The 24,018-nt window shown below is 58.0% G+C and carries 19 protein-coding genes; 8 read left to right on the top strand and 11 right to left on the bottom strand.

All coding sequences use genetic code 11. The features are described from left to right. Window positions 1-2: 2 nt before the first annotated feature. The 4 genes from AMK05_RS30360 to AMK05_RS30345 are packed head-to-tail and all read right to left on the bottom strand — an operon-like array spanning window position 3 to window position 4,473. Window positions 3-872 carry a carbohydrate ABC transporter permease gene (locus AMK05_RS30360; RefSeq protein ID WP_064843912.1) on the bottom strand — a complete coding sequence of 290 codons (870 nt, stop codon included), beginning with the start codon at window positions 870-872 and terminating at the stop codon, window positions 3-5. A 40-nt stretch (window positions 873-912) separates the two neighbouring features. Further along, entirely contained in the window at window positions 913-1,851 is a 939-nt protein-coding gene (locus AMK05_RS30355; protein ID WP_082935799.1) for a carbohydrate ABC transporter permease, read from the bottom strand. Beyond that, window positions 1,848-3,329 carry an extracellular solute-binding protein gene (locus AMK05_RS30350; RefSeq protein ID WP_237352286.1) on the bottom strand — a complete coding sequence of 494 codons (1,482 nt, stop codon included), beginning with the start codon at window positions 3,327-3,329 and terminating at the stop codon, window positions 1,848-1,850. The genes AMK05_RS30355 and AMK05_RS30350 overlap by 4 nt, the downstream gene beginning before the upstream one ends. Window positions 3,330-3,360: 31 nt before the next feature. Next, a complete protein-coding gene (locus tag AMK05_RS30345; protein ID WP_064843911.1) occupies window positions 3,361-4,473 on the bottom strand; it encodes an ABC transporter ATP-binding protein in 1,113 nt (370 codons plus the stop codon). 494 nt (window positions 4,474-4,967) lie between these two features. Between AMK05_RS30345 and AMK05_RS30340 the strand changes: the two genes are divergently transcribed. Further along, a complete protein-coding gene (locus AMK05_RS30340) occupies window positions 4,968-5,933 on the top strand; it encodes a MurR/RpiR family transcriptional regulator (RefSeq protein ID WP_064843910.1) in 966 nt (321 codons plus the stop codon). 48 nt (window positions 5,934-5,981) lie between these two features. On the opposite strand, the gene AMK05_RS30335 is transcribed toward AMK05_RS30340, so the two are convergent. The 6 genes from AMK05_RS30335 to AMK05_RS30310 form a co-directional block, all read right to left on the bottom strand. Continuing rightward, window positions 5,982-6,866 (bottom strand): fumarylacetoacetate hydrolase family protein, encoded by an 885-nt coding sequence (locus tag AMK05_RS30335; RefSeq protein WP_064843909.1) that lies wholly within the window; start codon window positions 6,864-6,866, stop codon window positions 5,982-5,984. 80 nt (window positions 6,867-6,946) lie between these two features. Continuing rightward, window positions 6,947-8,533: a GMC family oxidoreductase gene (locus AMK05_RS30330; RefSeq protein ID WP_064843908.1), complete on the bottom strand. Its 1,587-nt coding sequence runs from the start codon at window positions 8,531-8,533 to the stop codon at window positions 6,947-6,949. Window positions 8,534-8,598: 65 nt separating this feature from the next. Further along, complete coding sequence (locus AMK05_RS30325; protein WP_064843907.1) at window positions 8,599-9,015, bottom strand: nuclear transport factor 2 family protein; 417 nt, start codon at window positions 9,013-9,015, stop codon at window positions 8,599-8,601. Between the two features lie 105 nt (window positions 9,016-9,120). Beyond that, window positions 9,121-10,875, bottom strand: a complete 1,755-nt coding sequence (locus AMK05_RS30320; protein ID WP_064843906.1) for a hydantoinase B/oxoprolinase family protein — start codon at window positions 10,873-10,875, stop codon at window positions 9,121-9,123. 112 nt (window positions 10,876-10,987) lie between these two features. Further along, window positions 10,988-13,099 carry a hydantoinase/oxoprolinase family protein gene (locus AMK05_RS30315; protein ID WP_237352285.1) on the bottom strand — a complete coding sequence of 704 codons (2,112 nt, stop codon included), beginning with the start codon at window positions 13,097-13,099 and terminating at the stop codon, window positions 10,988-10,990. 42 nt (window positions 13,100-13,141) lie between these two features. Next, window positions 13,142-14,497 carry an aspartate aminotransferase family protein gene (locus AMK05_RS30310; protein WP_064843904.1) on the bottom strand — a complete coding sequence of 452 codons (1,356 nt, stop codon included), beginning with the start codon at window positions 14,495-14,497 and terminating at the stop codon, window positions 13,142-13,144. 436 nt (window positions 14,498-14,933) lie between these two features. Between AMK05_RS30310 and AMK05_RS30305 the strand changes: the two genes are divergently transcribed. The 4 genes from AMK05_RS30305 to AMK05_RS30290 all read left to right on the top strand — a co-directional run bounded on the left by AMK05_RS30305 (window position 14,934) and on the right by AMK05_RS30290 (window position 18,223). After that, a complete protein-coding gene (locus tag AMK05_RS30305) occupies window positions 14,934-15,938 on the top strand; it encodes an amidohydrolase family protein (RefSeq protein ID WP_064843903.1) in 1,005 nt (334 codons plus the stop codon). Window positions 15,939-15,974: 36 nt separating this feature from the next. Further along, window positions 15,975-16,760 carry a metal-sulfur cluster assembly factor gene (locus AMK05_RS30300; RefSeq protein ID WP_064843902.1) on the top strand — a complete coding sequence of 262 codons (786 nt, stop codon included), beginning with the start codon at window positions 15,975-15,977 and terminating at the stop codon, window positions 16,758-16,760. Then, entirely contained in the window at window positions 16,753-17,163 is a 411-nt protein-coding gene (gloA, locus tag AMK05_RS30295) for a lactoylglutathione lyase (protein WP_064843901.1), read from the top strand. Before AMK05_RS30300 ends, gloA begins: the two co-directional genes overlap by 8 nt. A 109-nt stretch (window positions 17,164-17,272) precedes the next feature. Beyond that, window positions 17,273-18,223, top strand: a complete 951-nt coding sequence (locus AMK05_RS30290) for a C-terminal binding protein (protein WP_064843900.1) — start codon at window positions 17,273-17,275, stop codon at window positions 18,221-18,223. A gap of 73 nt (window positions 18,224-18,296) precedes the next feature. Here the strand turns inward: AMK05_RS30290 and AMK05_RS30285 are convergent, their stop codons facing one another. Next, window positions 18,297-19,439, bottom strand: coding sequence for a helix-turn-helix transcriptional regulator (locus AMK05_RS30285; protein WP_064843899.1), 1,143 nt, complete (start codon window positions 19,437-19,439; stop codon window positions 18,297-18,299). A gap of 653 nt (window positions 19,440-20,092) precedes the next feature. Between AMK05_RS30285 and AMK05_RS30280 the strand changes: the two genes are divergently transcribed. The 3 genes from AMK05_RS30280 (at window position 20,093) to AMK05_RS30270 (ending at window position 23,921) form a co-directional block, all read left to right on the top strand. Further along, entirely contained in the window at window positions 20,093-20,293 is a 201-nt protein-coding gene (locus AMK05_RS30280; RefSeq protein WP_064843898.1) for a hypothetical protein, read from the top strand. Between the two features lie 419 nt (window positions 20,294-20,712). Further along, window positions 20,713-21,945, top strand: a complete 1,233-nt coding sequence (locus AMK05_RS30275) for an HlyD family secretion protein (RefSeq protein ID WP_064844957.1) — start codon at window positions 20,713-20,715, stop codon at window positions 21,943-21,945. Continuing rightward, on the top strand, window positions 21,927-23,921 hold the full coding sequence (locus AMK05_RS30270) for a glycosyltransferase (RefSeq protein ID WP_064843897.1): 1,995 nt from the start codon (window positions 21,927-21,929) through the stop codon (window positions 23,919-23,921). The genes AMK05_RS30275 and AMK05_RS30270 overlap by 19 nt, the downstream gene beginning before the upstream one ends. Window positions 23,922-24,018: the final 97 nt, after the last annotated feature.

Genomic DNA, 24,018 nt, shown 5'->3' with positions numbered 1-24,018 from the left:
CTTTACTTAACGGCTCCTCCCAAAGAGAAGCCAGCCTTGAACTGATGAGACATCCCCAGAAACAAGACAATGACCGGAAGAGAGTAAATGAGGGAATATGCGGCGATCGCTCCGTAATCGATAGAGTTGGAACCCATGAACCCGAAGAGATGAACGGGAGCGGGTTGGTCCGCAAGGCTGTTGATCAGCACGACCGGCATGAGGAAATTGCCCCATGCGTTGACGAAACCAAAAATTGCCGATGATGCGAGGCCGGGTTTCGTCAAGGGAAGAATGACTCGGTAGAGAATCTGAAGGGTTGTCGCCTGTTCAAGTGCGGCCGCCTCCTCGAGCTCCGGTGGTATTGCATCAATAAAGTTCTTCAACTGATAGATCTGAAACGGGATTGCCGTCACGCCCAGCAATATCCCGGTCGGCACGATGGACAGCCAACCGAGTATGGTGAACATCTTGTAGACAGGGACGATCAGGATTGAGATCGGCACGCCCGAGAGAAACAAGATGGTCAGCAGAAGCGGATTCTTGAAGGGGATATTGTGTTTTGAAAACACATAGGCGGCGACGAACGCAGCGGTCGTGCCCACCACCGTCGCAACCGTCGACAGGAGGAGGCTGTTTGCGAGCGCTGCAAGATTGTCTGCTTGAACCGCGACCCAATAATGTTCTGCCGTCAATTCCGGCAGCTTTAGCTGGTTCGTCGCACTATGATCGACGGAAGCAAGGATCAGCCAAAGCATGGGCAGCGAGAAAAAAAGCGCTAGAAGGAGCGCGGTCGAGTTGCTGACAAGCCGGGCCCACGTCAGGCGTCTTGGCCTGTTTGCGATCAACCCGGACGGCGGGGTTGACATACGGTCGAATGAGACTGCGTTCATGACGATTACCCGTTACTGGTTTCCCAAAACTCAGCTGATGCTAGCGGCGCGACCGTGTTGCCCAAACGAATAGGCCGCCGAGGCATGCCGAGAGCAGCACCATGACGTTGCCGAGAAGGGCGGCATAGCCGAGGTTGTGGAATTTAAAGCCCTGAAGATAGGTATAAACCGGAAGGATATTTGTCTCGTTGCCCGGCCCTCCGCCCGTCATCAGATAAATGAGAGTGAAGTTGCCGAAGGTCATCAACATCATCAGCAGCGCGCATGTTACGATCGTCGGCTTCAACATGGGCAATGTTATGCGCATCAACGTTTGAACCGCCGAGGCGCCCTCGAGCTCAGCTGCTTCCATAAGATCGCCAGGGATATTGCGCAGCGCGGCCGAAAACATGGTCATTGCCAATCCCGCCAGCGACCAGGCATTGGCTGTCGATACGACCACCATGGCGTGCTGATAAAGGAGATCCAGCCGCATGTTGCCCGCCAGCATCGCAATCAGGCCCGACAGGGTGCTCGTCGCCATCCAGAGAAACGCAATCGTCGTCGGCGGCAGAGTCCAGGCAAGGATCGCGGTTGCGCTGCTGATCCACCGTACCGGCGCGATACAGTCTTGAAGTGCAATGGCGAGTACTAGCCCCAGTAAAGTTGTGGCTATTGCCCCCGATCCGACCACAAAAACGACGGTCAACCACAGAGATTTGTAAAAGACGGCGTCGCCCAACATGAAGGCGACGTTGCCAAGGCCCGTGAAGCGGTAATTGATCGCGTGAATACCGATCAGTTGCAGATTGGTGAAGCCAAGGTAGATCGCGTAGAAGACCGGCCCCAGAAAAAGAACGACCAGGAGGAATGCCGAGGGTGCCAGCAGGACGAAGCTGATCGTTTCGACGCGAGGCTTGTCCAGCCGCTCGCGTCTTTGCGATGGCCCGGCTGATCCGGCGTGCGCCGGATCAGTGCCTATTGCAGGTGCCGAACTCACGGCAAGGTCTCCAGATTGTCTTCGCCGACCTGGGTTGCCATGTACGACTTCAGGATCTGGATGCCCTCATCGATCGTTGTCTCCGGCTTCAGCACCATCGCTTGGGTGGCCTGCTGGAATGCATTGCCCCAGATCGGAAACTCTGGTTGCGAGGGCATGCTTCTGGAGGTCGAACTCAGATTGGCAAAAGCCTCCTGGAAAGGCGGGCGGCTCAGCGACAGATATCGGGAGTCGGCCTTCAAGGACGCGGTGGCTGGAACGACCGGGACCCACGCGGCAATATCTGTGAGGTTTTGCTTTTGTTGCATGATGTCGATTGCCGACCAGGCAAGATCGGCATTTGACGGGTCCTTGGACATCGACAGCACGACGCCGTTGAAGCTCGCGCCGAATCCAGGGGCCTGGCCCTTCGCCGTCGGGACCTGGGCAAAGCCTATCGTCTTTTCTTCGTCGTCCCAGCAGGGCGCGCAGATATCCTTGCCCCAGAAGACCGGGATCCAATTGCCGGCAAAGGTAATGCCGAACTCATGCTTATGGAGGGACTCGGCGGGATGCGTCGCGCCATTCGGGTCCATGATTTGCGATGTCGGAGCCAGCAGTCCGTCTGCAGCCGCCGTCTTGTAGAAATTCAAGACTTCCCGAATGCCGCTGCTGTCAACGACCCATTTGCCGGTCGCCGTATCAAAGATGGTCGGATTGCTCGAGGCGGAGAGCAGAAGGCCTGGGCCGGCCACCACACCGAACGTGCCTTGTGCCGTCCCGGTGATGACATAGAGCGGCGAGGCCTCCGGCGACGTCTTTTTGATTGCGCGGGCGGCATCAAGAATGTCGTTCCAGCTTTGCGGCTTCCAGTCTTTCGCAAGTCCGGCCTTCTCCGTCAGTGTCCGGTCGAAAAGGATTCCATAGGTATTGATCCCCTGCGCCACGGAATAGACCTTGCCATCGTATTTTCCAGATTCCTTGACCGCATCCGGCGTGTCCTGCCACCAGGATGCACCGGCGACTTTATCATCGAGGGGCGAGAGCAGATCGCTCCCGGCAAACTGACCGACATTGATGTCGAAATATTGCACGATGTCCGGTTTGGTGTCTGGCGAATTGTAGAGAAGGCTGAGCTTGGTGATGTAGTCGTCATAGGTGCCGGGCACCGGTATCAGTTCCATCGTATCGCCCGGATGAGCAGCCTCGAATTGCGATTTGACGTTGCCGAACCACTTCTGGGCAAGTTTCGGATCGGCGAATGTCCAATTCAGGCTGAACGCCACCTTGACCGTTGCCGCCTCCGCATGACCCGCCGGGACAGTTGCAAATCCTGCCGCGACGAGAAGCGCAGCAACCGCAAGCTTTCGCAAGCCCCTGCCAAGGTCGGTGGAAGAGAGCAACGCGCGGTCTTTCGGCCCTTGCCTATCACAGGCCATTTTTTGGACAGCACGGTCTTGAATATCGCGGGACAGGCACTTCGTTCTGTAGATCGACATATTCTGACTCCCAGTTGAGCAAGTGTTCCGATTAGTTTTGGTTGGCCGCGTTGCCCTTTAAGCTCGCTCCCGTTTCCCCATCGAAGAAATGGAGGTTGAGCGGATCGAAGACCAAATCGACGGCGTCTCCGCGCCTTACCGGCGCAAAGCTTGGGAATTTCGCATTAATTTCGCTGCCTTCGACATCGACCAGAACGAACGTGTCCGATCCGGTAGTTTCGAGAGACGTCACGATGCCGGTGATTGTCTCGGTGCACCTTGAAGGTGCGTCCTTCACCCACTGAATTTCGTCCGGCCGGATCCCGAGTTCGACATTCTCCGGGAGGTGGTCTTTGACAAAATGGCGGCCTTCGACAACGAAGGATAGGTTGAAGCAGCGAACCTTGACCATGTCGCCGGCCCGCTCCAAGCTGGCCGGCAAAATATTCATGCGCGGGGAGCCGATGAACATTCCGACGACTTTGTTTGCCGGCGCCCGATAAAGTTCGGAAGGCGTTGCAACTTGAAGAATGCGGCCCTGGTCAAACACGGCTATGCGGTGACCCATCGTCATTGCTTCGACTTGGTCGTGAGTGACGTAGACCGCCGTAACCCCCAGTTGACGCTGCAGTTCTGCGATTTCCGTACGCATATGCGTTCGCAGACTGGCGTCCAAATTCGACAGCGGCTCGTCGAGAAGAAAAATGCGCGGATGACGGATCATCGAGCGCGCCAGAGCGACGCGCTGGCGTTGGCCGCCGGAAAGCTCGCTTGGATAACGGTTCAAGAGCGATTGCAGACCGACGAGCCTCGCCACGCGGTCAATTCCGCCGGCGATCTCGGCTTTCGCCTCGCCCCGGATCTCCGGACCGAAGGACAAATTCTGCCGCACCGTCATATGCGGATAAAGCGCGTAGCTTTGAAAGACCATGGACACGTTTCGCCGTCCCGGTGGGGTCAGCGTGACGTCCTCCTCACCCAGAAGGATCCGACCGTAGGTCGGAGTCTCAAGGCCGGCGAGCATTCTCAGGGTTGTTGTCTTTCCGCAACCGGACGGCCCGACGAAGACCATGAATTCTCCGTCCTTGATATCCAGGTTGAGATCCTCGATTGCCGTGTAAGTGCCAAATTGCTTCCACACGTCTCTCAGGCTTACGGCAGTCATGGCTTCTCCTTAAGGCTTGCCGATATTGTCGCGCAGCCCAACCTTTTGTCCGACGAGCAAGCGCTCTCGAACCAATGTTCCTGAGTATTTCTGCTGAACCGACATGGCCCTTGCCTGAGCCGGCTCGTTCACCCTGATTTCTTTTGGTTGACAAGAGTGAACACTATGATCCAACTTATTGTCAAGTGGATCATGTGATCCAGGCTACAAATTAATGTTGGCAGAGTCCAAAAACATGCGACGACGGTGCCCAGTTACTTTTTGCCCGGCAAAGAAATCGCTCGCGTCGCCCAACTAAATATGGAGTATCGAATTGAATAGCGCGTCGAATGAAGGATCTCGCCCACAACCATTTCCGGGAAGGCGCCACCATGGAACGGGCGGGCTAACAAACTTGCCGATATGACTCAAAGTATGGCAATCAGGCTGAAAACCGGGTGCTGCCGCGAACCATCCGGCACCAAGGGCCTGCATCAACGAATCCAGAGCGACCAATGACGAGACTAGACCTGATCGAACGGATCAAAAACATCTGCGTAGAGCTCTCCGGACAAACGGTTGAAGCCGCCCATTACGTGATCAACAATGCTGAAGAAATCCCTTTTTATACAATGAGGGAGGTTGCGCGGCGTGCGGAAGTGCAGCCGGTCAGCCTGGTGCGATTGGCCCAGAGGCTGGGATTTGCCGGTTACAGCGAATTCCGGCAGCAATTCATCGACACGACGGAACGGCATTTGCGAGACCGCCAATCCATCAAACGCAATGAGTTGAGCGCTCAGACTCTGATCTCTGAAAGCGGAAAAACTCCCAGTCTTATGACCTTTGTGGATTCGTTCTTCGCGACCGAGCAAGCCATCGTCGGTCAGGCGAGGCTCCACTTGTCGGAAGAACAACTTGAAGCTGCGATCGAAATTTTGGCGAAGGCGCCAAAAATATATGTCATGGGCCGGCGGACTGCCTTTACCCCCGCTTTCACGCTCGCCTACACGCTGCAAAAGGCACGGCCGAACATTGTTCTGCTGGACACTCCAGGGGGAGCCCCGGAAGGCGCCCTGGATGACATTCACCCTGGCGATGCCTTCGTTGCGGTCACTTTCGCACCGTTTAACCGGCTCGTGCATCGGCTGACTGAGAAGGCGTCCCATATGGGAGCGAGGGTGATCGCCATCACCGACAGTTTCGCGGCGCCGATCAGCAAATTTGCCGGTCCGCTGCATTTCGTGGCACAGTCCTCTGGACGCGCCTTCCCGGAATCCGCGCTGGGCGCGATTGCGATCGCCAATGCTCTGGCGGCTTTGACGATCATCAAACTGGGCGACGCGGCGCAGCATCGAATCCGTGAAAATGAGCGGTTCCTCGTAAATTCCGGTGAGTACCTTCTCTCCAGCCCGGATGGCAAACGGCAGCGTACGGCAAAGGCCCGGCGGACAAATTCGGCCGCCGACGGGCATTCCGAATAGGCGTCCGGCGAGAGACAGACGGTAGCCGGACGCGCGGATCGCCTGACATTATTGGACGCGGTTGCGCAGTACCCCAACTCGTTGAAGCTCAACCTCCACGACATCGCCGGGCTTCAGCCACAGAGGCGGCTGACGTTTGGCGCCAATGCCTTGCGGCGTGCCGGTCGTGATGATGTCGCCGGGCGACAGGGTCAGAAAAAACGAGATGTAAGAAATCAATTCGCGAATGGGAAAAATCATATAGCGTGTATTCGAGGACTGGACCTCGACACCATTGACCCTTGTCTTTATGTCCAAATCCTGAACGTCGCCAATCTCGTCGAGGGTGACGATTGCCGGTCCGCAGGGCGTAGATCCATCGACAGCCTTGCCGGCGAGCCACTGCGTTCCCCGATACTGCAAGTCCCTGGCGGTAATGTCGTTGAGTACCGTTACCCCGGCGATGTAGCCAAGCGCCTGATCCGGCGCGACCGCGCGGCATTCACGACCGATCACGACTGCCAGTTCGCCTTCGAAATCGAGATTTTGCGTAACGTGAGAGCACCGGATGTCTTCGTTCGGACCGATCAGCGTGCTGGCAAACTTTGCAAAAACGTCGGGATGAGACGGTAATGCGCGACCTGTTTCTGCGACGTGGTCATTATAGTTGAGGCCGATGCACAACACCTTTGCCGGGTCTGTGATCGGTGGTGCTAGACGCACGGATTCCAGTGGTCCAATCTCTGCCTTCATATTGTCTTTGGCCGCCGCCGTCAGGCGCCCGGCCAATGCTGCCAGCCCGCCACCGTGCTCGCTTAGAACCTCTCGGAGCGAAGAGCTTCGGGAGGGCCTGACGGCAAAGCCGCTAAGCAACATTTCTACATCGTACACTTTCGCATCGAGCACGACGCCTGCCCTGGTCGTGACGCCGGCATGGTAGGATACAAGTTTCATATGCTGCCCTTTCAATGTTCGATCGGTTAAGTGCGCAAAGGGGTGACGCCGCCCGCAGACCGAACGATCTGCTCCGGTTCTCAGATCCTATTGCCTTTGAGGAAATCGGCGGCTCGCTCCCCGATCATGATTGCGGGAGCGTTGAGATTGCCGGAGGTGACGAACGGCATCACCGAGGTATCGGCAACGCGCAGACCATCGATACCTCGTACACGAAGCTGAGGGTCGACGACCGCCATCTCGTCGGTTCCGATCTTGCAAGCGCCGCTCAAGTGGTAGGCGCCCTGCGTATATTTTCTGACAAAGGCCTCAAGGTCTGCGCGAGCCGTAAGCGGCTTTTCCGGCAAATGCCCAGCACGAACATATTTCTGCATTGACGGTTTCGACATGATCTCCTGTCCCAGCCGGACGCCGTCGATGAGACGGTCCACGTCGTAAGGGTGGCTGAGGTAATTGGGATCGACCAGGGGCGGGACGGTCGGGTCGGCCGAGCGGAGCGCTATTCGGCCCCTCGATTCCGGCCGGCATACATAGACATTCAACGTGCAGCCATTGCCGCTGGCTGTCGTTTCGACGCCTTCTTCGATACCGGCGCCGGCAAAAAAATGATATTGCAGATCCGGGACTGGGTCGCGTCGATCGCCCCACCAAAATGCTCCGCCTTCGCAGATGTTGGACGTGATGGGGCCTGTTCCAAAGAGGCCATACTGAGCGGCTGCGGCAAGTTGCCAACGCAGTTTCTTGTATTTGTCATAGCTGCTGTCGGATTTCAGATTGTAGATCAGGAAGCAATCCGTGTGGTCTTGCAGGTTCTGCCCGACGCCTGGAAGATCGTGCACCACGTCGACGCCGGCGCTCCGCAATTCCTTCGCCGGCCCGATCCCCGATAGCATCAGCAATCGTGGCGACCCGATCGCACCAGACGAAACAATGACTTCGCGGTCGGCACGGAGCGTCGTCAAGCGCCCGTTCTCAAGATATTCGACGCCAACGGCGCGTCCGGCTTCGACGAGAATTCTGGTGACCGGCTTGTCGGTCAGGATCTTCAGGTTCTGCCGATTTCGCGCCGCGTGGAGATAGGCCGCCGCAGAACTGCACCGGCGACCGTCTCTGGTGGTGAGCTGGTAGAAACCGGCGCCTTTCTGCTCTCCGGAATTGAAGTCCGGGTTGAAGGGAATACCTGCCTCTTGGCATGCCTTGACCCAGGCCTTGGTCAAGGGGAGCGTATGCTGCTGGTTGGAAACACTCAGAGGGCCGTCTTGTCCATGGGCTTCGTTGGAAAATACCTCGTTGTTTTCCGCCTTCCGGAAGTATGGCAGAACGTCTTTGTAGCTCCAGCCATCGGCACCATGAGCTGCCCACCGATCGTAATCTTCGGGGGCGCCGCGAATGTAAATCATCGCGTTAAGGGAACTGCCTCCTCCCAAAACACGCGCCTGGCCGACCTGAGTCTCAAGACCATTCTGGTGCTTCAGCGTTTCAATCTTGTACCATTGCAGCAATGAACTCTTGAAGGACTTGTAGAAGGTTACGGGGAACCGTATCCACATACTGCTGTCTCGTGGGCCCGCTTCAAACAATGTTACCGACACGGCTGGATCTTCGCTGAGACGCCCCGCTATGGCGCATCCGGCAGATCCTCCACCTACGACGATATAGTCGGGCATGAATTCCCCTCTCCTATTCCGGCACGCAGCCGCGTATGTTCTGACCGCTCAATCGACCAGCACCGTCAGCGGATACCCTCAAAGAACCGATCCACTTCAGCCTGGCGCATGTCACAGAACCAGCATTCGACGATCTTCTCGTTTTCGAACCGATAGGCGGCAAGCCGGTCGGTGCGCACCTGTTGCTCGCCACGCGTCCAGATCTCATGAACCATGATGAGGATGGCTTCGTCGGATTCGGCAATGAGCTCGTCGGCTCCGGCTTCGCCACCGACCACCCACCGGTCGGTGTACGCGGCGACCTTGTTCACCCAGCCTTCTATGAAGCCTTTCGCGCCGTGAAAGTCGCCGGAAAGTACCGGGTGCGATCCTCCCATATGGACGACCAGGCTCTCGGCGTAAAAGCTGCATCCCGCTTCCACATCGCCGCTGGACCAAGCCTGGTGATAATCGTGAAGAATTTCCTTTGCGCGTTTAGCCAACTGAACCTCCGTAACGTTGTGTGACCATATTGCTGACGCTCACCGACGGACCCGGCCACAGGCTCTGGGGGACGTTCGCCGCGATGAAGCGAGATGTTATCTTGATCAACGCTGGGCGGCAGTGCGCCCGGCGCTCCTCGCTTTGGATGAAAGGATCGACTTGCCGTCTGCAGAGACTTCGATACCGTAGATGTTCAACGCTGATTCAGGCGAAACCACCCCGTCGCGCACATCGCGAAGCACCGCTTCTGCCTGTCGCTCATGCGGATGCCCCCAGCCCCCGCCTGCGGAGGCTTCGATGACAAGATGGAAGGGTTTGACCTGCTCCACCCCATATGGCGGACAAGGCAGGGCTTCGCGGGTCTCGAGATCATAGGCCTGGATCGACCCTTTCGCACCCCAATGCCCCCCATTGACGCCGGCCCCGGTCTGTTTGCGGGCGCCCTCCCCGCGCAGCAGGTGCTCGCCGCCAACAAGGACGTCGACGACATAGTCCACACCGGTACCGCCGCGATACTGTCCGGCGCCGCCGGTGTCCCGGCGCATCTCATACCGATGCACGCGGATCGGGTAGGATTGCTCGTAAGTTTCGACATTCGGAATGAACATGCCGCCAAGCGTCATCTGATGGCTCGTCGTCGGAAAGCCGTCCCTTCCTTTGACTGCGCCGCCCCCTGAGCTACCATGCCAATGATAGAGGACAAAGACGCCGCCGGCGGGCTTGGAGCCGGACGATATCCCGAACACCGACTTGCCCCAGCCCGCGCAAGCTCGTTCCGGGTCGGCCTGCGCCAGAGCCCGCCAGCACGCGTTCATGATGTCGATCGCCGGATAGACGGTGTTCATCGTCATCGGCGCCGGTGGCAAAGCGTTGACCACAGTACCCTCCGGCGCAATGATCCTGACGCAGCGGTAGACGCCCTCGTTATGAGGAATTGCCGGGTCGAGGAAAGCCGACAGCGCACAGTAAACAGCCGAGTGCGTATTCGCTATACCGCTGTTTTTAAAGCCTTTTATTTGAGGAGAGGTCCCGGTGAAATCGAAGCTAATCGTGTCTCCCTCGACCGTCAGCTTTACACGCGTTTCAATATCAACCAGATCGAAACAGTCGGTATCACTTACATCCGAAGCCTCCCAGACTCCGTTCGGAAGCTCCGAAATCGCCTGACGCATGCGTCGTTCGCCGTAATCCAGAAGTGCCGTGAGATAGGCATTGCCCTTCTCCACTCCAAGCTGTTCGACGACATCGGCCAGACGTTGAGCGCCGATACGCGTGGAACCGATCATCGCACCGAGGTCGCCCTCCAGCAGATCCGGGCAACGCGAATTCAAAAGCAGCAACCGCCACAGATCGTCACGGAGCGTACCCTTCTCGATCAGTTTAAGAACGGGTAGGCGAATTCCCTCGTGGAAAATCTCGGTAGCCTTCGCATTGTATGTTCCAGCCGCGCCGCCGCCAATATCGGATTGATGCGCGCGGTTGCTACAAAATCCGATCAGTTCGCCCGAGACGAAAACTGGCCGGATGAGCGTCCAGTCGGGCAGATGGTTACCGCCCGCGGCATAAGGATCGCTCAACAGGAAGACGTCTTCGGGGTCGATGCGCCCGGCAAAATCCCGCAGAACCGCCCTGACTGCAAACCCGCCGCTGCCGGAATGAATCGGCAGCCCATCCGCCTGAGCGATGGTCTCGCCGCTGGCATTGCTCAAAAAGCATGAGAAATCGTGGCTCTGACTGAAGATCGGACTGCGCGCTGTGCGCGTCATGATCGTTCCCATCTGCAGGCTGATATGGTCCAGCTGCCGCTGCAGGATTGCGATCAGAACCGGATCGAAGTCGAAAGACGAGGAAGTGCTCATGATTGGGCTCCATCACATCTAAAATCGGGAAAACCTGCCTGGCTGACGGTTGGATGGCGCCGTGCCTTGGGGGTTGCCCTGGCGGGATCTCGCCACCGCTCGGGAAAAACGGTCATGCTATCCCGCCCGGCGCTATCTTCACGTGATAGTTGCTGGCATCGGTCATTGTCAGGCGATCCCCGTCACCTATGAACAGCGTCGTCGTGGCTTCCTCGATGACTGCCGGCCCAACGAGTGTCTGGCGCGGGACGAGTTTCGTGCCGTCATAGACCGGCGTATCGACGAATCCGGAGCGCCGGTCGATCCACACCGATCGACGGGAGTGGGGCTGCGGATTGGAAACGTCACTCGCCGCCGCGGCGACCTGGAGGGGATCCAATTTGCCTATAGCCGCCAATCGAAGGTTAACGATCTCGATATCGCCGGCGGGTTGTACGTAGCCGAAGAGGCGCTGGTAAATCTGCTCGAACGCCTTTCTGATGACAGTGGCATCGGTCGAGGCGCATTCGACCGGAATGGTCCACTGCTGTCCAAAATACCGCAAGTCATAGGCTCGCTCCAGGGCCGCCCTGCTCCCTGTAAATCCTTCTCGTTGCAGAACTTCGCTCGCCTCGGTTTGCATTTCTGTAAAAGCCGCCTCCAACTCCGCGGAACCAGAGTCCGCAGCATTGTCGAGGCCATGGAGCCAACTTCGCACATAGTCATGACGGAGGTCGGAATTACACATTCCGAATGCACAGAAGACGCCGGCAAGACGGGGGACGTAAAGGCTGGAGCTGCCGAGCAGTCGAGCCGTCGATGGGCCATGCAGCGGCCCGGCGCCTCCGGCGGCGACAAGCGTGAACGTTCTCGGGTTGAAGCCCTTCTCGAGGGACGCCTGTTCCACAGCATGGAGGATGTTCTGCTCAACGAGCTGGATGATTCCGGCTGCCGCGTCCGCGACCGAGAGGCCGAGAGGTTTGGCGACATGATCATCAATCGCTTCGACGGCTTTTTCCAAATTGAGCGTAATCGCGCCGCCCGCATAGGGGCCAGGTTTCAGTCGACCAAGAACGAGTTGGGCATCGGTGACGGTTGGCCGTCGGCCGCCACGGCCATAACATGCAGGCCCTGGTGTCGAGCCCGCGCCTTCGGGGCCGGCTTTGAGAAGGCCGGCGCCATCGACAGACGCGATCGTACCGCCGCCAGCGCCCACTGTGTGGATGTCAACCGCAGGGATGTTGAGATGATAACCGTCAACCACGATCTGGTCCGTCATCGTGACCGCGCCGTGTTGCATCAAGGTGACGTCGCAACTCGTACCCCCGACCTCGATGGAGATCAGATGATCGGAGCCGGTGTCCTGCCCGAAAAATTTCAGCGATCCGACACCGGCGGCGGGTCCGGAAAGCACCAGGCTCGCCGGGGTGTGGCCAATCTCGTCTATCGAGATTGCACCTCCGTTCGACTGGATCATCAAAAGCTTGCGCGGCAGGCCGAACGCTGCGAGCCTGGTCGCCAGGCTCTCGAGATAGGGCACCACTTTGCAGGCGACATAGGCGTTGACGACGGTGGTCGACGTTCGTTCATACTCGCCGATGGTCGGCGCGATTTCTGAAGAAGCGGTGACCCAGACATCCGGAAGCAGCTTCTTAAGCTCGGCCTTGGCTGCCCGTTCGTGGGACGGATTGGCATAGGAGTGCAGAAAACAGATCGCCACTGCCTCGACCCCCTCCTCGGCAAAGATCCGCGCGGCCGCGGCAACCGAAGCGGGATCGAACGGGGTCCGCACGGTTCCGTCATGCTCCATTCGTCCGACGACCGGCAGACGCAGGTACCTCGGCACGAGGACCTCCGGAAAGGGATGACGATGATCCCATACGTTCTCCCGGATCGAGCGCCGGATTTCGACCGAATCTCGGAAGCCATTGGTTACGAGCAGTCCGACTTTCGCGCCCTTCTTTTCGAGAAGGGTATTTGTGGCAATGGTCGAGCCGTGCACGAAAAGTTCGGTATCGGCCAGGAACGTTTCTATGCCGGTTCCCAGCGACTCTGCCGCCAGCCGCACGGCAGACAACACGCCGTCAGTCGGGTCGGCCGGCACGGATGGAGCCTTGAACGCTCGCACGGCGCCCTTGGCATCGACCATGACAAGATCGGTGAACGTGCCACCGATATCAACTCCAACGCGGTAAGGTGCAACTAACATCCACGGTTCCCATTTTGGTTGTTTCTGCGACGGCATGCCGCCAGTCTCAGGCTGAAACGCCGACCGTCATCAAATCACTTAGCCCGGGGCTGAGTTTTTGCCGATGTCCTTCGACACAACGCCGACCAGCTTGTCGGCAATCAGATCAACCTCTGTTTCCGTCATGGGTGTTGACAGGGCGCCCGAGCAGTTGGGCGTGAGAAGGATGTTCTCATCGAGCATTGCGAGCTGAACGCGGCGAATGAGCTTGGCGGTGTCGGCATTGGCGTATGCACTGCGATAACCAGTGACCTCGTGCGGCCCGACATGGAGCCGGAACAGCGACCCCATCCCCGTTATCGACGCTTCCACTCCCGAACTTGCAAATCCAGCCCGCACGCGCTGGCGAAGTCTGTCGCCCAAGGTGTTGAGCCGCTCGACGGCGGCGCGGGAATAATGGGTGAGAGAGGCAAGACCTGCGGCCATGCTCAGGGGGTTCGCACTAAAGGTTCCCCCCATGGATACGATCGGCTTGCCGGCGGAATGATCGAACACGGACATGCGATCGCGAGGGCCGGAAACCGCTCCGATCGGCAGGCCTCCGCCGATGATTTTAGCCGTCGTCACCAGATCCGGTTCCAGGCCGAACAGGGGCGATGCTCCCTCGAAGGAAAGCCGGAAGCTGATAACTTCGTCGGCGATGAGGACAATCCCGTGCTTACGGCAGGCTTGCTGGACGACGGCAGCGGTTTCCCTCGACATTGGCACGGCGCCGGCGCGAGAGGCGTGCGGATCGACGATAACCGCCGCCAGCGACGGACCTTCGCGAAGCAAGATATCTGCACAACGCTGCGGATCGTCATAAGGAAGAACGACAGTCTCGCGCAATACAGAATCCGGCGTTCCGGCGTTGCATCGCACCGATGCGGGATTGCCGGCCTCGTCGTTCCAATTGGCGGGTGTCGGATCAAGGCTGACCTCAATCCAGTCATAGGCCCCGTGATAGCAGCCCTCGAACTTGGCAATTTTCTCGCGTCCCGTTAGTCCGCGCGCGCCTTTGATCGCAGCGAGCACTGCCTCCGTTCCTGAATTGCAGAAGCGGGTCTGTTCCAGTCGCGGACTTCTTTCCGCCAGGGCTTCGGCAAGCAGAATTTCGCTTTCAGTCGGCATTCCAAATGCAGTCCCCTTGGACATCGCGCCGCGAACTGCTTCCAGGACCGGCTCGAACGCATGACCGTGAATCAGCGAAAAGAAATTATTGGCGCAATCGAGAAGCCGCCTTCCATCCACATCGATGACCCAGCAACCCTCGCCCTTCGCAGCATAGGGCGGGTGCGGCTGAAACCACGAGGCCGCGCGCATCGATCCGCCCGGAACCACTTTACGTTCTCGTAAAAACGCGGCTTCGGATCGGTTGCCGGATGCGGTTTCCGCACAATTTTCGCTATGTCTCACCGCTCTATCTCCTCCGCTTGGCGCTTTCTGAGCAGCAGTGAACACCATGATCCGATAATTTGTCAATTGGATCATATGATCCTATGGCAATTTATTTTGCTGCCGGGGCAACGGGGTCATCGGGAATTCGGAGACGGGATAACGACGCAGGCGGGTCCGGAGACGAAACCAAGCAGAGCTCAGGCAGGCACGCGAGCTCCCAGGCGGCGGTGCTCCATTTCACCTCGACGCATTGCGGCGTTCTGTATCAACAAACGTCAATCTGGATCACATGATCCACTTGACACAAAGTGGGATCATGATGTTGACTTAAGAAGTCGAAGTGGAAGAGCAGATGCCACCGGTGTCATTCTGTCTTATGCGACAGCGCAAGGTGGCGACTGCCGGTTCCGGCCTTCGAACATGAAAATGCATGGCATAACCCGAGGAGGACCGAATGTTTGTTACACCGAACGGCGAGAAAATTTTCATCGTCGATGGGCACATTCATCTTTGGGACGCTCGGGAGCAAAATCGGCGCAACCGCTATGGGCTGGCTTTTATCGAAAGCTTCTGGGGCGCCCATGTCGGCTCAACGCCTCCAGACGAGCGGTGGGACTTTGACCGTTTCTGCCATTACGGCGTGGACGGAGCAGCCAAGGATCTGTTTGTCGACGGTTATGTTGATGCCGCAATCATGCTGCCGGTCGATCTCTACGACTTCTACATCGAAGGATTTAACACGACAGAGCAATGCGCTGCATTCAAACGCGCCTATCCTGACAAAGTGGTCCTGAATGGCCGTTGCGATCCGCGCAATGGCCCTCGCGGGCTGGAGCGCTTGGAGGCCGATCACAGCAAATACGGGTTCAAAGGTGTCAAGCTATACACCGGCGAGTGGAATGGCGTCTCCAAGGGCTATACGCTGCGAGACGACTTCGTGGTTCCCTACCTGGAAAAGTGTCGCGAGCTTGGTGTGAAAATCATCCATGTTCACAAGGGGCCAACGACACATCCGCTTAATCTCGATGCATTCGACGTCCGGGATGTCGATCATATTGCCACCGCCTTCCCTGATCTGACTTTCGTCGTCGATCATTGCGGCATGCCGCGCATCGACGATTTCTGCTGGATCGCCGCTCAGGAACCGAACGTCATGGGCGGGCTCGCGCTCATTACCTCGTTCGTCTACGCGCGTCCGAAATATTTCGGCCAGATGCTATCGGATCTTCTCTACTTTCTGGGACCCGACCGGATTTTGTTCGGATCGGACTACGGGATCATGAGCCCGAAATGGATCATTGAGCATTTCATGGCCTACGAATTTCCGGAGGACCTGGCGAAGGAGGCCGGCACCCCGCTCACTCTCGACGTCAAACGCAAGATTCTGGGTCTCAATGCCGCAAATCTTTACGGTCTCGAGGTCCCGGCTGATTGCAGGCTGCCAAGCCCCCTTCGTTGAGCCAGGAAACAATGATACTGACAGGCGACAGAAGCAATGCAGGCCGTTGATCATTCCACGTCACGCGATCTTTGCGGCCCAAGGGCTGAGCTTGACGCTGTTGCGGCGGCACTCGACACCGTCATGGACCCGGAACTCGACGAATCCGTTGCCGCGATGGGATTTATCGAATCCGTGCGCGTCGAAGCGGGCAGAGCTGACATCGTTTTTCGGTTGCCGACGTTCTGGTGCTCAGCAAATTTTGCATTCTTGATGGCAGCTGACATGCGGCTCGCGGTCGAGCAGGTGCCAGGCATCGAAACGGCGCGGGTGCGCCTCGTCGATCATTTCGCGGCGGGCAAGATCAACCGCGGCGTTGCCGACGGTGCCGCGTTTTCCTCGGTTTTTTCCGGTGAAGCGAAAACCGATCTCGCCGAGCTTCGCCGCAACTTCCAGGAACGCGCTTTCCTTGGTCGGCAGGAAAGTGTGTTGCGTGCCATGGCCGCTGAACGCGGCGCCGCAGCGGCGCTGGCCACGACAATGGAGGAATTGCAGGCCTTCGCCCAGCATGGCGGGGACGAAATTCGAGGGGCGGCGATCCGCTATCTGACGTTACGACGTCACGAAAAGGGCGGGAGCGATCCCAAAGCACCAGCCTTCATTACTGTCGACGGCGCTCCCATCGAGGCTGCCGACTACCCCGCGCATTTACGCACCTTGCGACGCGTCAAGGGAGCCGCTGAAAGCAACGCGGAAATGTGCCGTCTTTATATTCAAGCACGCCGGAGCAATCCGGCGCCGGGCTACGAGGCTGAACGCCAGAGGGATGATACTGATGAGTGAGCCGAAATTTCGCCTTCTTCACACGATGCTGCGCGTCAAGGACTTGGATAGGTCCATCGATTTTTACACGCGCTTGCTGGGAATGGAGGTTTTGAGAAAAATGGACTTCCCCGAGGGAAGATTCACCCTCGTTTTCATCGGCTACGGTCCGGAGGAGTCCAATGCCGTTTTGGAGCTCACATATAATTGGGATCAGGATAGGCCCTACGAACTTGGCGAGGGTTACGGCCACATTGCCCTCGGCGTGCGGGATATCTATCAGATCTGCAAGGAGCTGGAAGCAAACGGCGCCCGGATTCCACGTCCGGCCGGTCCCATGAAGCACGGCACCGCAGTCATTGCGTTCGTCGAGGATCCTGATGGTTACAAGATTGAACTGATCGATCTCGACACTATTGCTTAGTCGCGATCCGAGCACCGACAATAACCCGCCAACAACGGAGGACGAGCATGTCGAATGCGCGAGCGCATTCGATCGCCTTCTTGCTGAGCAATATTCGGAGGAGAAAATAATGACATCGTCAACCGAGCCCGGGATCATTCTGGTCGCCCCTCACCGCTTCCCCAATCTTAACCGGGAACGCGCGCTGGCCGAGACATTCGGAATGGACTTGGTCGTCGCAACCGATCAGGCCAGCTTTTCGAGCCGGATGGCCGATGCCGAGGTCGTCATGGTAACGCCCTATGCGAAGATGACAGCGGCTGAGTTCGGGCTTTTGCGACGCTGCAGGGCCGTCGTCCGTTATGGCGTCGGCTACGACAACATCGATGTCGCAGCAGCAAAACAGATCGGCGTGCCCGTCACGATCGTGCCGGATACGGCCTCCGAAGAGGTCGCTTCGCACGCGCTTGCGATGGGTTTGAGCTTGGCGCGACGGATCCCACAAGGGCAGTTCGCCATTCAATCCGGGGAATGGGCCGGGGTTATTGGTCTGGATGCCCCGAAACTTTCGCACTTGGAGGTCGGCGTGGTCGGGATGGGCCGCATCGGACAGCTGGTAGCCCGATGGTGGTCAGCGATAGGAGCGAAGGTGCATGCTTTCGATCCGATCGCGTCTTTCTCCGAGGTGCCGTCCGCGACTTTGAAGCAGGTCTTGGAAGAATCGGACGTTGTGACGCTGCATTTACCGCTGAGCGCCGAGACCCATCACATGATCTCCGCCGAGGTGCTCGGGCGCACGCGCCGAAACGCTGTCATTGTAAATGTTTCGCGCGGCGGTTTGATCGACGAGGATGCATTGGCTGCCGCTCTCATCGCAGGCTCGATTGCCGGTGCGGGTCTCGATACATTTGCTCAGGAACCACTCCGCGCCGATCATCCGCTTCGTCAAGCACCAAACGCTGTCTTCACGCCGCACGTAGCCTGGCGATCCAACATGTCGCTGGATGCTTTGCAAGAGCAGGCCGTCGAAAGAGCGCGACGGGCGCTTCAAGGTGAAGCGCTTCCGAATGTCGTCACCTAAATCGAAAGGTTTGACCGCCAAAGGGCGGGTGACATTTGCGTGGTTGTTCGGGAAAGCTTCGACATATACCGCATCAACCTGCGGGTGTCAGCCAATCGCCGATCGTTGCCCCAAACCGTTGCATGGAACGTGGTGCGGAGATAGCCGGGCGCTCCGTTGCTCCTGTCTTTCGGACTTCACGCGGGCTGAGCCCGAATTCATGGCTGAAGGCGCGCGTGAAATTGGCGGCAACGTCGAAGCCGGCGGCCTCGGCAATTTCCGAGATCGGCCTGTTGTCGGTCGGGTTGGTAAGATCCGCATAGGCTTGGAGCAATCGACGTTTGCGAATGTAGTTGAAGACGCCCCCGCTCGTTTCGAACAATTGGTAGAGCCGCGTGCGCGAAATACCAAGCGCCCGGCACATGACGTCGGGCGTCAAGCTGTCTGAATGAAGATTGAGGTGAATATAGCGATGCGCCCGCTCCATCAGCCCCATATTGGTCTGCTCCTGCCCGCGATCCAAACTGGCGGACGAGGCAGCGCATGCAATGACCATATCGCCGATCGTCCGGACGATCCGCGGCATCTCCTCCACCGTCAAATTGCTGAGGTTCGCTTCCAGGCCATCGATATAGCTGACGAGCAACTCGGCCAGGCTACCGGAGAGAGCGATGTTGTGGGCGTTCTGCAGAAGAGGCGCGTCACGGGTCAACAACTCATAGGGCAGGAAGACGAGCACGGCGGCTGAATCGGTCATCCGTCCGCGGTAGGGATAACCAAGAGACCTGAAAAATATCTCACCCGGGCCGGTCTCCGTGACATGGCGATTGGCTTCGGTCCAGGCCCGGCCGCTGCGAAGCACGCCGACGTTCCAGTGATCGATTGGGCTCGATCGCAGCATGGCCTGATCGCGAATATAGCTGCATGCCTGTGCGCGCTGCTGGACGATGAGGAGATCGCCGAGCTGCCAGCCGGTCTGTTCCGCAAGAAAGCCGTCGTCCTCTGATTTTCCGTCCGGCAGATGAACATCGATAAGCGGCGCCATGTGCGATCGCCAGGACTGGAACTGTTCTTTCGGCGGCAGATCCCGCGTTGAAAATCGCAAGGGCACCAGTGGCGGCGGAACGTCCGCCCGATGTTCTTTCTGCGGAGACGGTTCGCGCGGCCAGCGCCGCCGCTCCAAATGGGCCGGCCATTCCCGTCCAGCAGCGGGGTCGTCTCCAGACTCCGTAACCATGCAATTCCTCCAGCGCATAAGCCGATCCGGGCTGTTGAAACTGAAGCAAGCAATCGTTTTGCCGGCTGTAGCGTCGGCGGAACCCATCCGATCGGCCGAATCGACTGAAGCTCTACGTGTATAAGCTGATTATCATATTCTCCTGCGAGCAGAAATGGACGGACCGATAATTTTCGGGATGCGGCGATAACGACAATTGCGTCCTGTTCCTGTATCTAAATAAGCAATGGTTAATTCCGAAGGACGGTCGGAAAGCCCAGACAGTCACTTGCCGGTGCAAAGCACTTTCAACGTGAAACGACATAAATCAGAACAAAATATGCAAGCAGAGGAGGATAGGTCGTGACCTATCGGGGCAATATTCCTGCGCGCTTTGCGCGAGCATCGGCTTACGGCAGGAATTCTTCTCCGCACAACCCACAGGCGCCAGGACAAATTCCTGTCGCCGGTCGTGCGGGCTTCCCCTGCTCACCTTCATGCGAGACGCTCCTGAGGCCGGACATCGGCAAATAAGGGCGCGAAGGGTTGCGCGCAGGCCGAGGCCGCCTGTGTCGATGCGTAATAGGCCGAGGCTTGCACGCAACCCTTACCATATCCACCCACTGGCGAATTTTTGCGACGCTGCCCTTTGCTGTGGCAGAACGGAGGCTGAGATGACCACTGCATGTGATGAGAAACATATCGAATTGAAGCCGATTTCGAACTGCAGACGAGAGGTCGAAGTCGCGATGGTGGAAATGCTCGTCGGTTTGCAGAAACGGGGATGGTCGGCTGCGGAATTGGCATTGGAGCTCGCAGACGCCTCCGAAGATCTCGTCATGCTGATCGCGACCAAAAAGCTTCGACCGCATTAATGCCCGTCGGCCGGACGTGCGGCGGTTCCGGGATAACAACACGCAAAACAAAGAACTGATGGGCATCGCATGAATCGAGTTTCATGCGATGCCCATTAGAAATAAGATCGCGGGGAATTATGTTTCTGTCCGGATGAGACGGTAGCGCTATCAGGCGCGGCGCAGTGATTTCCAGCACCCTGTCACGTCAGTCGTCACGCCGCAGATGGCTTGACCATGCCCCAGCCCCGCATCGATGCGGGTGCCAAGCCTCCCCCGGCGGCGTTTCCTCCACAGCCGAACTGTTTCTGTCGCAGCGTTGTGGTCCTCTCTTGTCTACTAATTTTCGATACGCTAATTTATGCAAGAATGAGTTGCATCCGTTTGTGCCGGTTCGATAGCGGCGGATGGCTGCAGAAGCGATCATCTCGGATGCCAACATGATCTGGAACCATCGCATCACGCGCATTATTGTCGGCCTGCTGCTGCTGACACTCGTGACTGTCGTGTCATTGCCGACGATCACTGGCTTTACCAGCCTAGATGGCACGGTCAATGCGCGGTTTGCTGTCGTGAATGCCCCGATCGACGGCACGATCGCGGAAGAACCCCTCAAGGCCGGCAGCCCGGTCAAAGCAGGACAATCCCTCGCAGAAATCAGAAATACGCGCGTCAATCGCGCAATCCTCGCGTCGCTCGAGGCAGATCGCAATACAGCGCTCGACCGCGTCGCGGCGCTGAAAAAAGAACGGGAGGAACTCTCCGCGCTTCGCGAGGAATTGTCTGCCAGATTGGAAGTCTACAAGCAGACCACCATTGCCAATCTCGAACGCGAAGTCGAAATCCTGCGGAAGAAAGTCGAAGTGTCGCAAGCGCAGGATCTGGTCGCGCAGGTTGACCTGAGCCGCCGGATGCAGCTCGAGTCAAAAGGCATTCTGACGCAGAAGCTGGTTGAGGCCGCGCGTGCCGCTGGAGCTGCGACCGGCGGCGAGGTCGAAATCAGCAATCTGACTGTCGATCAATTGCAACAAAGGCTCAATGCCGTTCGCCAGGGCATCTTTGTCTTCGGCGACGGACAGAATGACGTGCCCTATTCGCGACAACGCGAGGACGAGGTCATCGTTCGCATCAACGACTTGAACTCGCGCATAGCGGAAAATGAGACGCGAGCCGCCGAAGTTCAAAAGCAGCTGGTCAAAGAGGCAGACCGCGTCAGCAGCCTTGAATCCGCAACCGCACGAGCGCCATTCGACGGCGTTGTTTGGACCAGGAGTATCGTCAACGGTTCCAACGTGGTGCTGAACGACGAGCTGATGCGCCTTCTGGACTGTCGAGAGCTGTTCGTGGATATCCTTGTTCCTGAGGTCAATTATGACGAGATCTATCCGGGGCTGGTCGCGCAGGTTCGCTTGTTCGGCCGCAGCGATGTCTTCAAGGGCACGGTCATCTCCGTCAGAGGCAGCTCGGCTTCGATCGAGACCGATTCCTTCGCCGCCAGTTTGCCGCCGTCGACACAACGCAATGCCCGCATTCGGGTTCGCCTCGATCCATCCTTCATGAACGACGACTTTGCGAACTCCTGCCAGGTTGGACGCACAGTGCAGGTGCGGTTTTCCAAACACGGCATCAACCTATCCAACTGGGTCAAAAACCTGTGGTTCAGTATCTTGTAGCGCTGATTCCGACCTTTGCCGTTCTGGCCTTCTTTTTCCTGGGGCCGTTCAATTGGTCGCGCCGTCACACCTGGACACGGGCGGTGACCTGCGCCTTCGTCGCCGCAGTCGCATTGCGATACATGTACTGGCGCCTGACGGAGACAGTGCTTCCCTATCCCGACGGCGGTCCGAGTTTCTACTGGGTCTGGATGCTCTTTGCGGTCGAGGTCCTGGCCTGCGTCGAAGTCATCCTTTTTCTGGTATTGATGAGCCGCTACGTCGACCGGAGCGCAGAAGCGGACAGGCTGGCGCGCGTTTTCTTTGCGCGGGACCAGCGTGAGTTGCCGACTGTTGATGTTTTCATTCCCACCTATAACGAGCCGCTCGACGTGCTCGAGCGAACTATCATCGGCGCCCGCTCGCTGGATTATCCCGCCGACAAATTGAACGTGTATGTGCTTGACGATCAACGCCGGGATTGGCTGAAGGCCTATTGCGAGGAGAAGAACGTCATCCACGTCACGCGCGGCGACAACAGCCATGCCAAAGCCGGCAATATGAACAATGGGCTGAAGGTCAGTTCGGGCGAGTTCATTGCAATCTTCGACGCCGATTTTGTTCCCTATCGCCATTTCCTTCGCCGGACGCTGCCCTTCTTTTGCGATGACAGCATCGGCATCGTCCAGACGCCGCAACATTTCTTCAACGTCGATCCGGTGCAATCGAACCTCGGCCTGGAGAATATCTGGCCGGACGAGCAGCGCCTGTTCTTCGATGAGATCGCCCCCAGCCGAGACGCCTGGGACGTCAGCTTCTGCTGCGGGTCATGCTCGATTGCCCGCCGCAAGGCCGTCGACGCAATAGGCGGATTTCCGACCGAGTCGATCACGGAAGACCTGCTGACAACTCTTTCCATGCTCAACAAAGGCTACAAGACGCGCTATCTGAATGAGCGGCTATCGATGGGACTGGCCGCCGAAAACCTGACCGGCTACTTTGTGCAGCGCGAACGGTGGTGTCAGGGGGGTATTCAAACCCTCTATCTGTACAATGGTCCGCTGCGCGGCCCGGGATTGACGCTCTTTCAACGGATCATGTTCCTGCCGGCCTCATGGCTGGTGCAGTATCTGGTCCGCTTCACGATCTTGCTCGTCCCCATCGTCTATCTCTGGTTCGGACTGCTGCCGCTCTATTTCACCGATATAGCCGATTATGTCGCGCATCAGGTGCCGCTGCTGGCGGCGTATTTTATGCTGATGCTGTGGATCACGCCGACGCGCTATCTGCCTGTGATATCAAGTGCCGTCGGGACTTTTGCGACATTCCGCATGTTGCCGACCGTGGTCTCCAGCCTGGTGAGACCCTTCGGCAAGCCGTTCAGGGTGACGCCAAAGGGCAGCAGCAACGAAGCAAACCAGTTCGATCGCTACAGCTTCACCTGGATCGCAAGCATGATCACGGTCACCGTCATTGGTCTGCTGGTCAACGTCGTGCCGGAAACGTCGCATGTGCAAGGCCAGTTTTCGCCGGTCGCGGCCTGGTGGTCAGGGATCAACATCGTCGTCCTGCTCATCGCGTCGCTCATCTGCTTTGAGAAACCCCGGCGCCTGTTTCATGCGTTCAAGCTCGATGAGCCTGCTACAGTCGACGATGTCCCCGGCCAAATCGTCAGTCTGGCACTTGATAAGGCGGTCGTTGCAGTCCCCAACATGGCGCGATTTCAATCCAAATCGGTCATGCTGAAATTGCCCGGCTTCGCCCCATTCAAAACGGAGCTCGGGCAGGTCACTCAACGACGACGGAGCGTCAGTCGCAGCGGCGACAAGCAAGCCTATTACCTGCACCTCTATTTCGAACTCAGCGGCGCTGCGCGCGACAACATGATTGTCAAACTCTACACCGGCCAATATTCGCGGGATATCCGCGACATCGACAAGGTTGCCGTCTCTCTTAACCTGCTGTTGCGGTCATTCGGGCGAACGCGCACCTTGTAGCCCGGCTCATGAGAGAGGTCGCCCGCGTCTTTGACGACGTTGGCCTCGCTTGATCGCCTTGATGGAAGTCGACCGAGGGCACCTGAAATTACCTGAT

Source organism: Rhizobium sp. N324 (genome assembly GCF_001664485.1).
GTDB lineage: Bacteria > Pseudomonadota > Alphaproteobacteria > Rhizobiales > Rhizobiaceae > Rhizobium.
The sequence above is the reverse complement of the archived record's forward strand: the minus strand, read 5'-3'. Positions and strand labels throughout refer to the sequence as shown.

What these genes read in the sequence shown, in the direction of transcription:
- AMK05_RS30360 (WP_064843912.1), bottom strand. Translation starts at nt 872, where the DNA reads ATGAACGCAGTCTCATTCGACCGTATGTCAACCCCGCCGTCCGGGTTG.
- AMK05_RS30350 (WP_237352286.1), bottom strand. Translation starts at nt 3,329, where the DNA reads ATGTCGATCTACAGAACGAAGTGCCTGTCCCGCGATATTCAAGACCGT.
- AMK05_RS30345 (WP_064843911.1), bottom strand. Translation starts at nt 4,473, where the DNA reads ATGACTGCCGTAAGCCTGAGAGACGTGTGGAAGCAATTTGGCACTTAC.
- AMK05_RS30340 (WP_064843910.1), top strand. Translation starts at nt 4,968, where the DNA reads ATGACGAGACTAGACCTGATCGAACGGATCAAAAACATCTGCGTAGAG.
- AMK05_RS30335 (WP_064843909.1), bottom strand. Translation starts at nt 6,866, where the DNA reads ATGAAACTTGTATCCTACCATGCCGGCGTCACGACCAGGGCAGGCGTC.
- AMK05_RS30330 (WP_064843908.1), bottom strand. Translation starts at nt 8,533, where the DNA reads ATGCCCGACTATATCGTCGTAGGTGGAGGATCTGCCGGATGCGCCATA.
- AMK05_RS30320 (WP_064843906.1), bottom strand. Translation starts at nt 10,875, where the DNA reads ATGAGCACTTCCTCGTCTTTCGACTTCGATCCGGTTCTGATCGCAATC.
- AMK05_RS30315 (WP_237352285.1), bottom strand. Translation starts at nt 13,099, where the DNA reads ATGCCGTCGCAGAAACAACCAAAATGGGAACCGTGGATGTTAGTTGCA.
- AMK05_RS30305 (WP_064843903.1), top strand. Translation starts at nt 14,934, where the DNA reads ATGTTTGTTACACCGAACGGCGAGAAAATTTTCATCGTCGATGGGCAC.
- AMK05_RS30300 (WP_064843902.1), top strand. Translation starts at nt 15,975, where the DNA reads ATGCAGGCCGTTGATCATTCCACGTCACGCGATCTTTGCGGCCCAAGG.
- gloA (WP_064843901.1), top strand. Translation starts at nt 16,753, where the DNA reads ATGAGTGAGCCGAAATTTCGCCTTCTTCACACGATGCTGCGCGTCAAG.
- AMK05_RS30290 (WP_064843900.1), top strand. Translation starts at nt 17,273, where the DNA reads ATGACATCGTCAACCGAGCCCGGGATCATTCTGGTCGCCCCTCACCGC.
- AMK05_RS30285 (WP_064843899.1), bottom strand. Translation starts at nt 19,439, where the DNA reads ATGGTTACGGAGTCTGGAGACGACCCCGCTGCTGGACGGGAATGGCCG.
- AMK05_RS30280 (WP_064843898.1), top strand. Translation starts at nt 20,093, where the DNA reads ATGACCACTGCATGTGATGAGAAACATATCGAATTGAAGCCGATTTCG.
- AMK05_RS30275 (WP_064844957.1), top strand. Translation starts at nt 20,713, where the DNA reads ATGATCTGGAACCATCGCATCACGCGCATTATTGTCGGCCTGCTGCTG.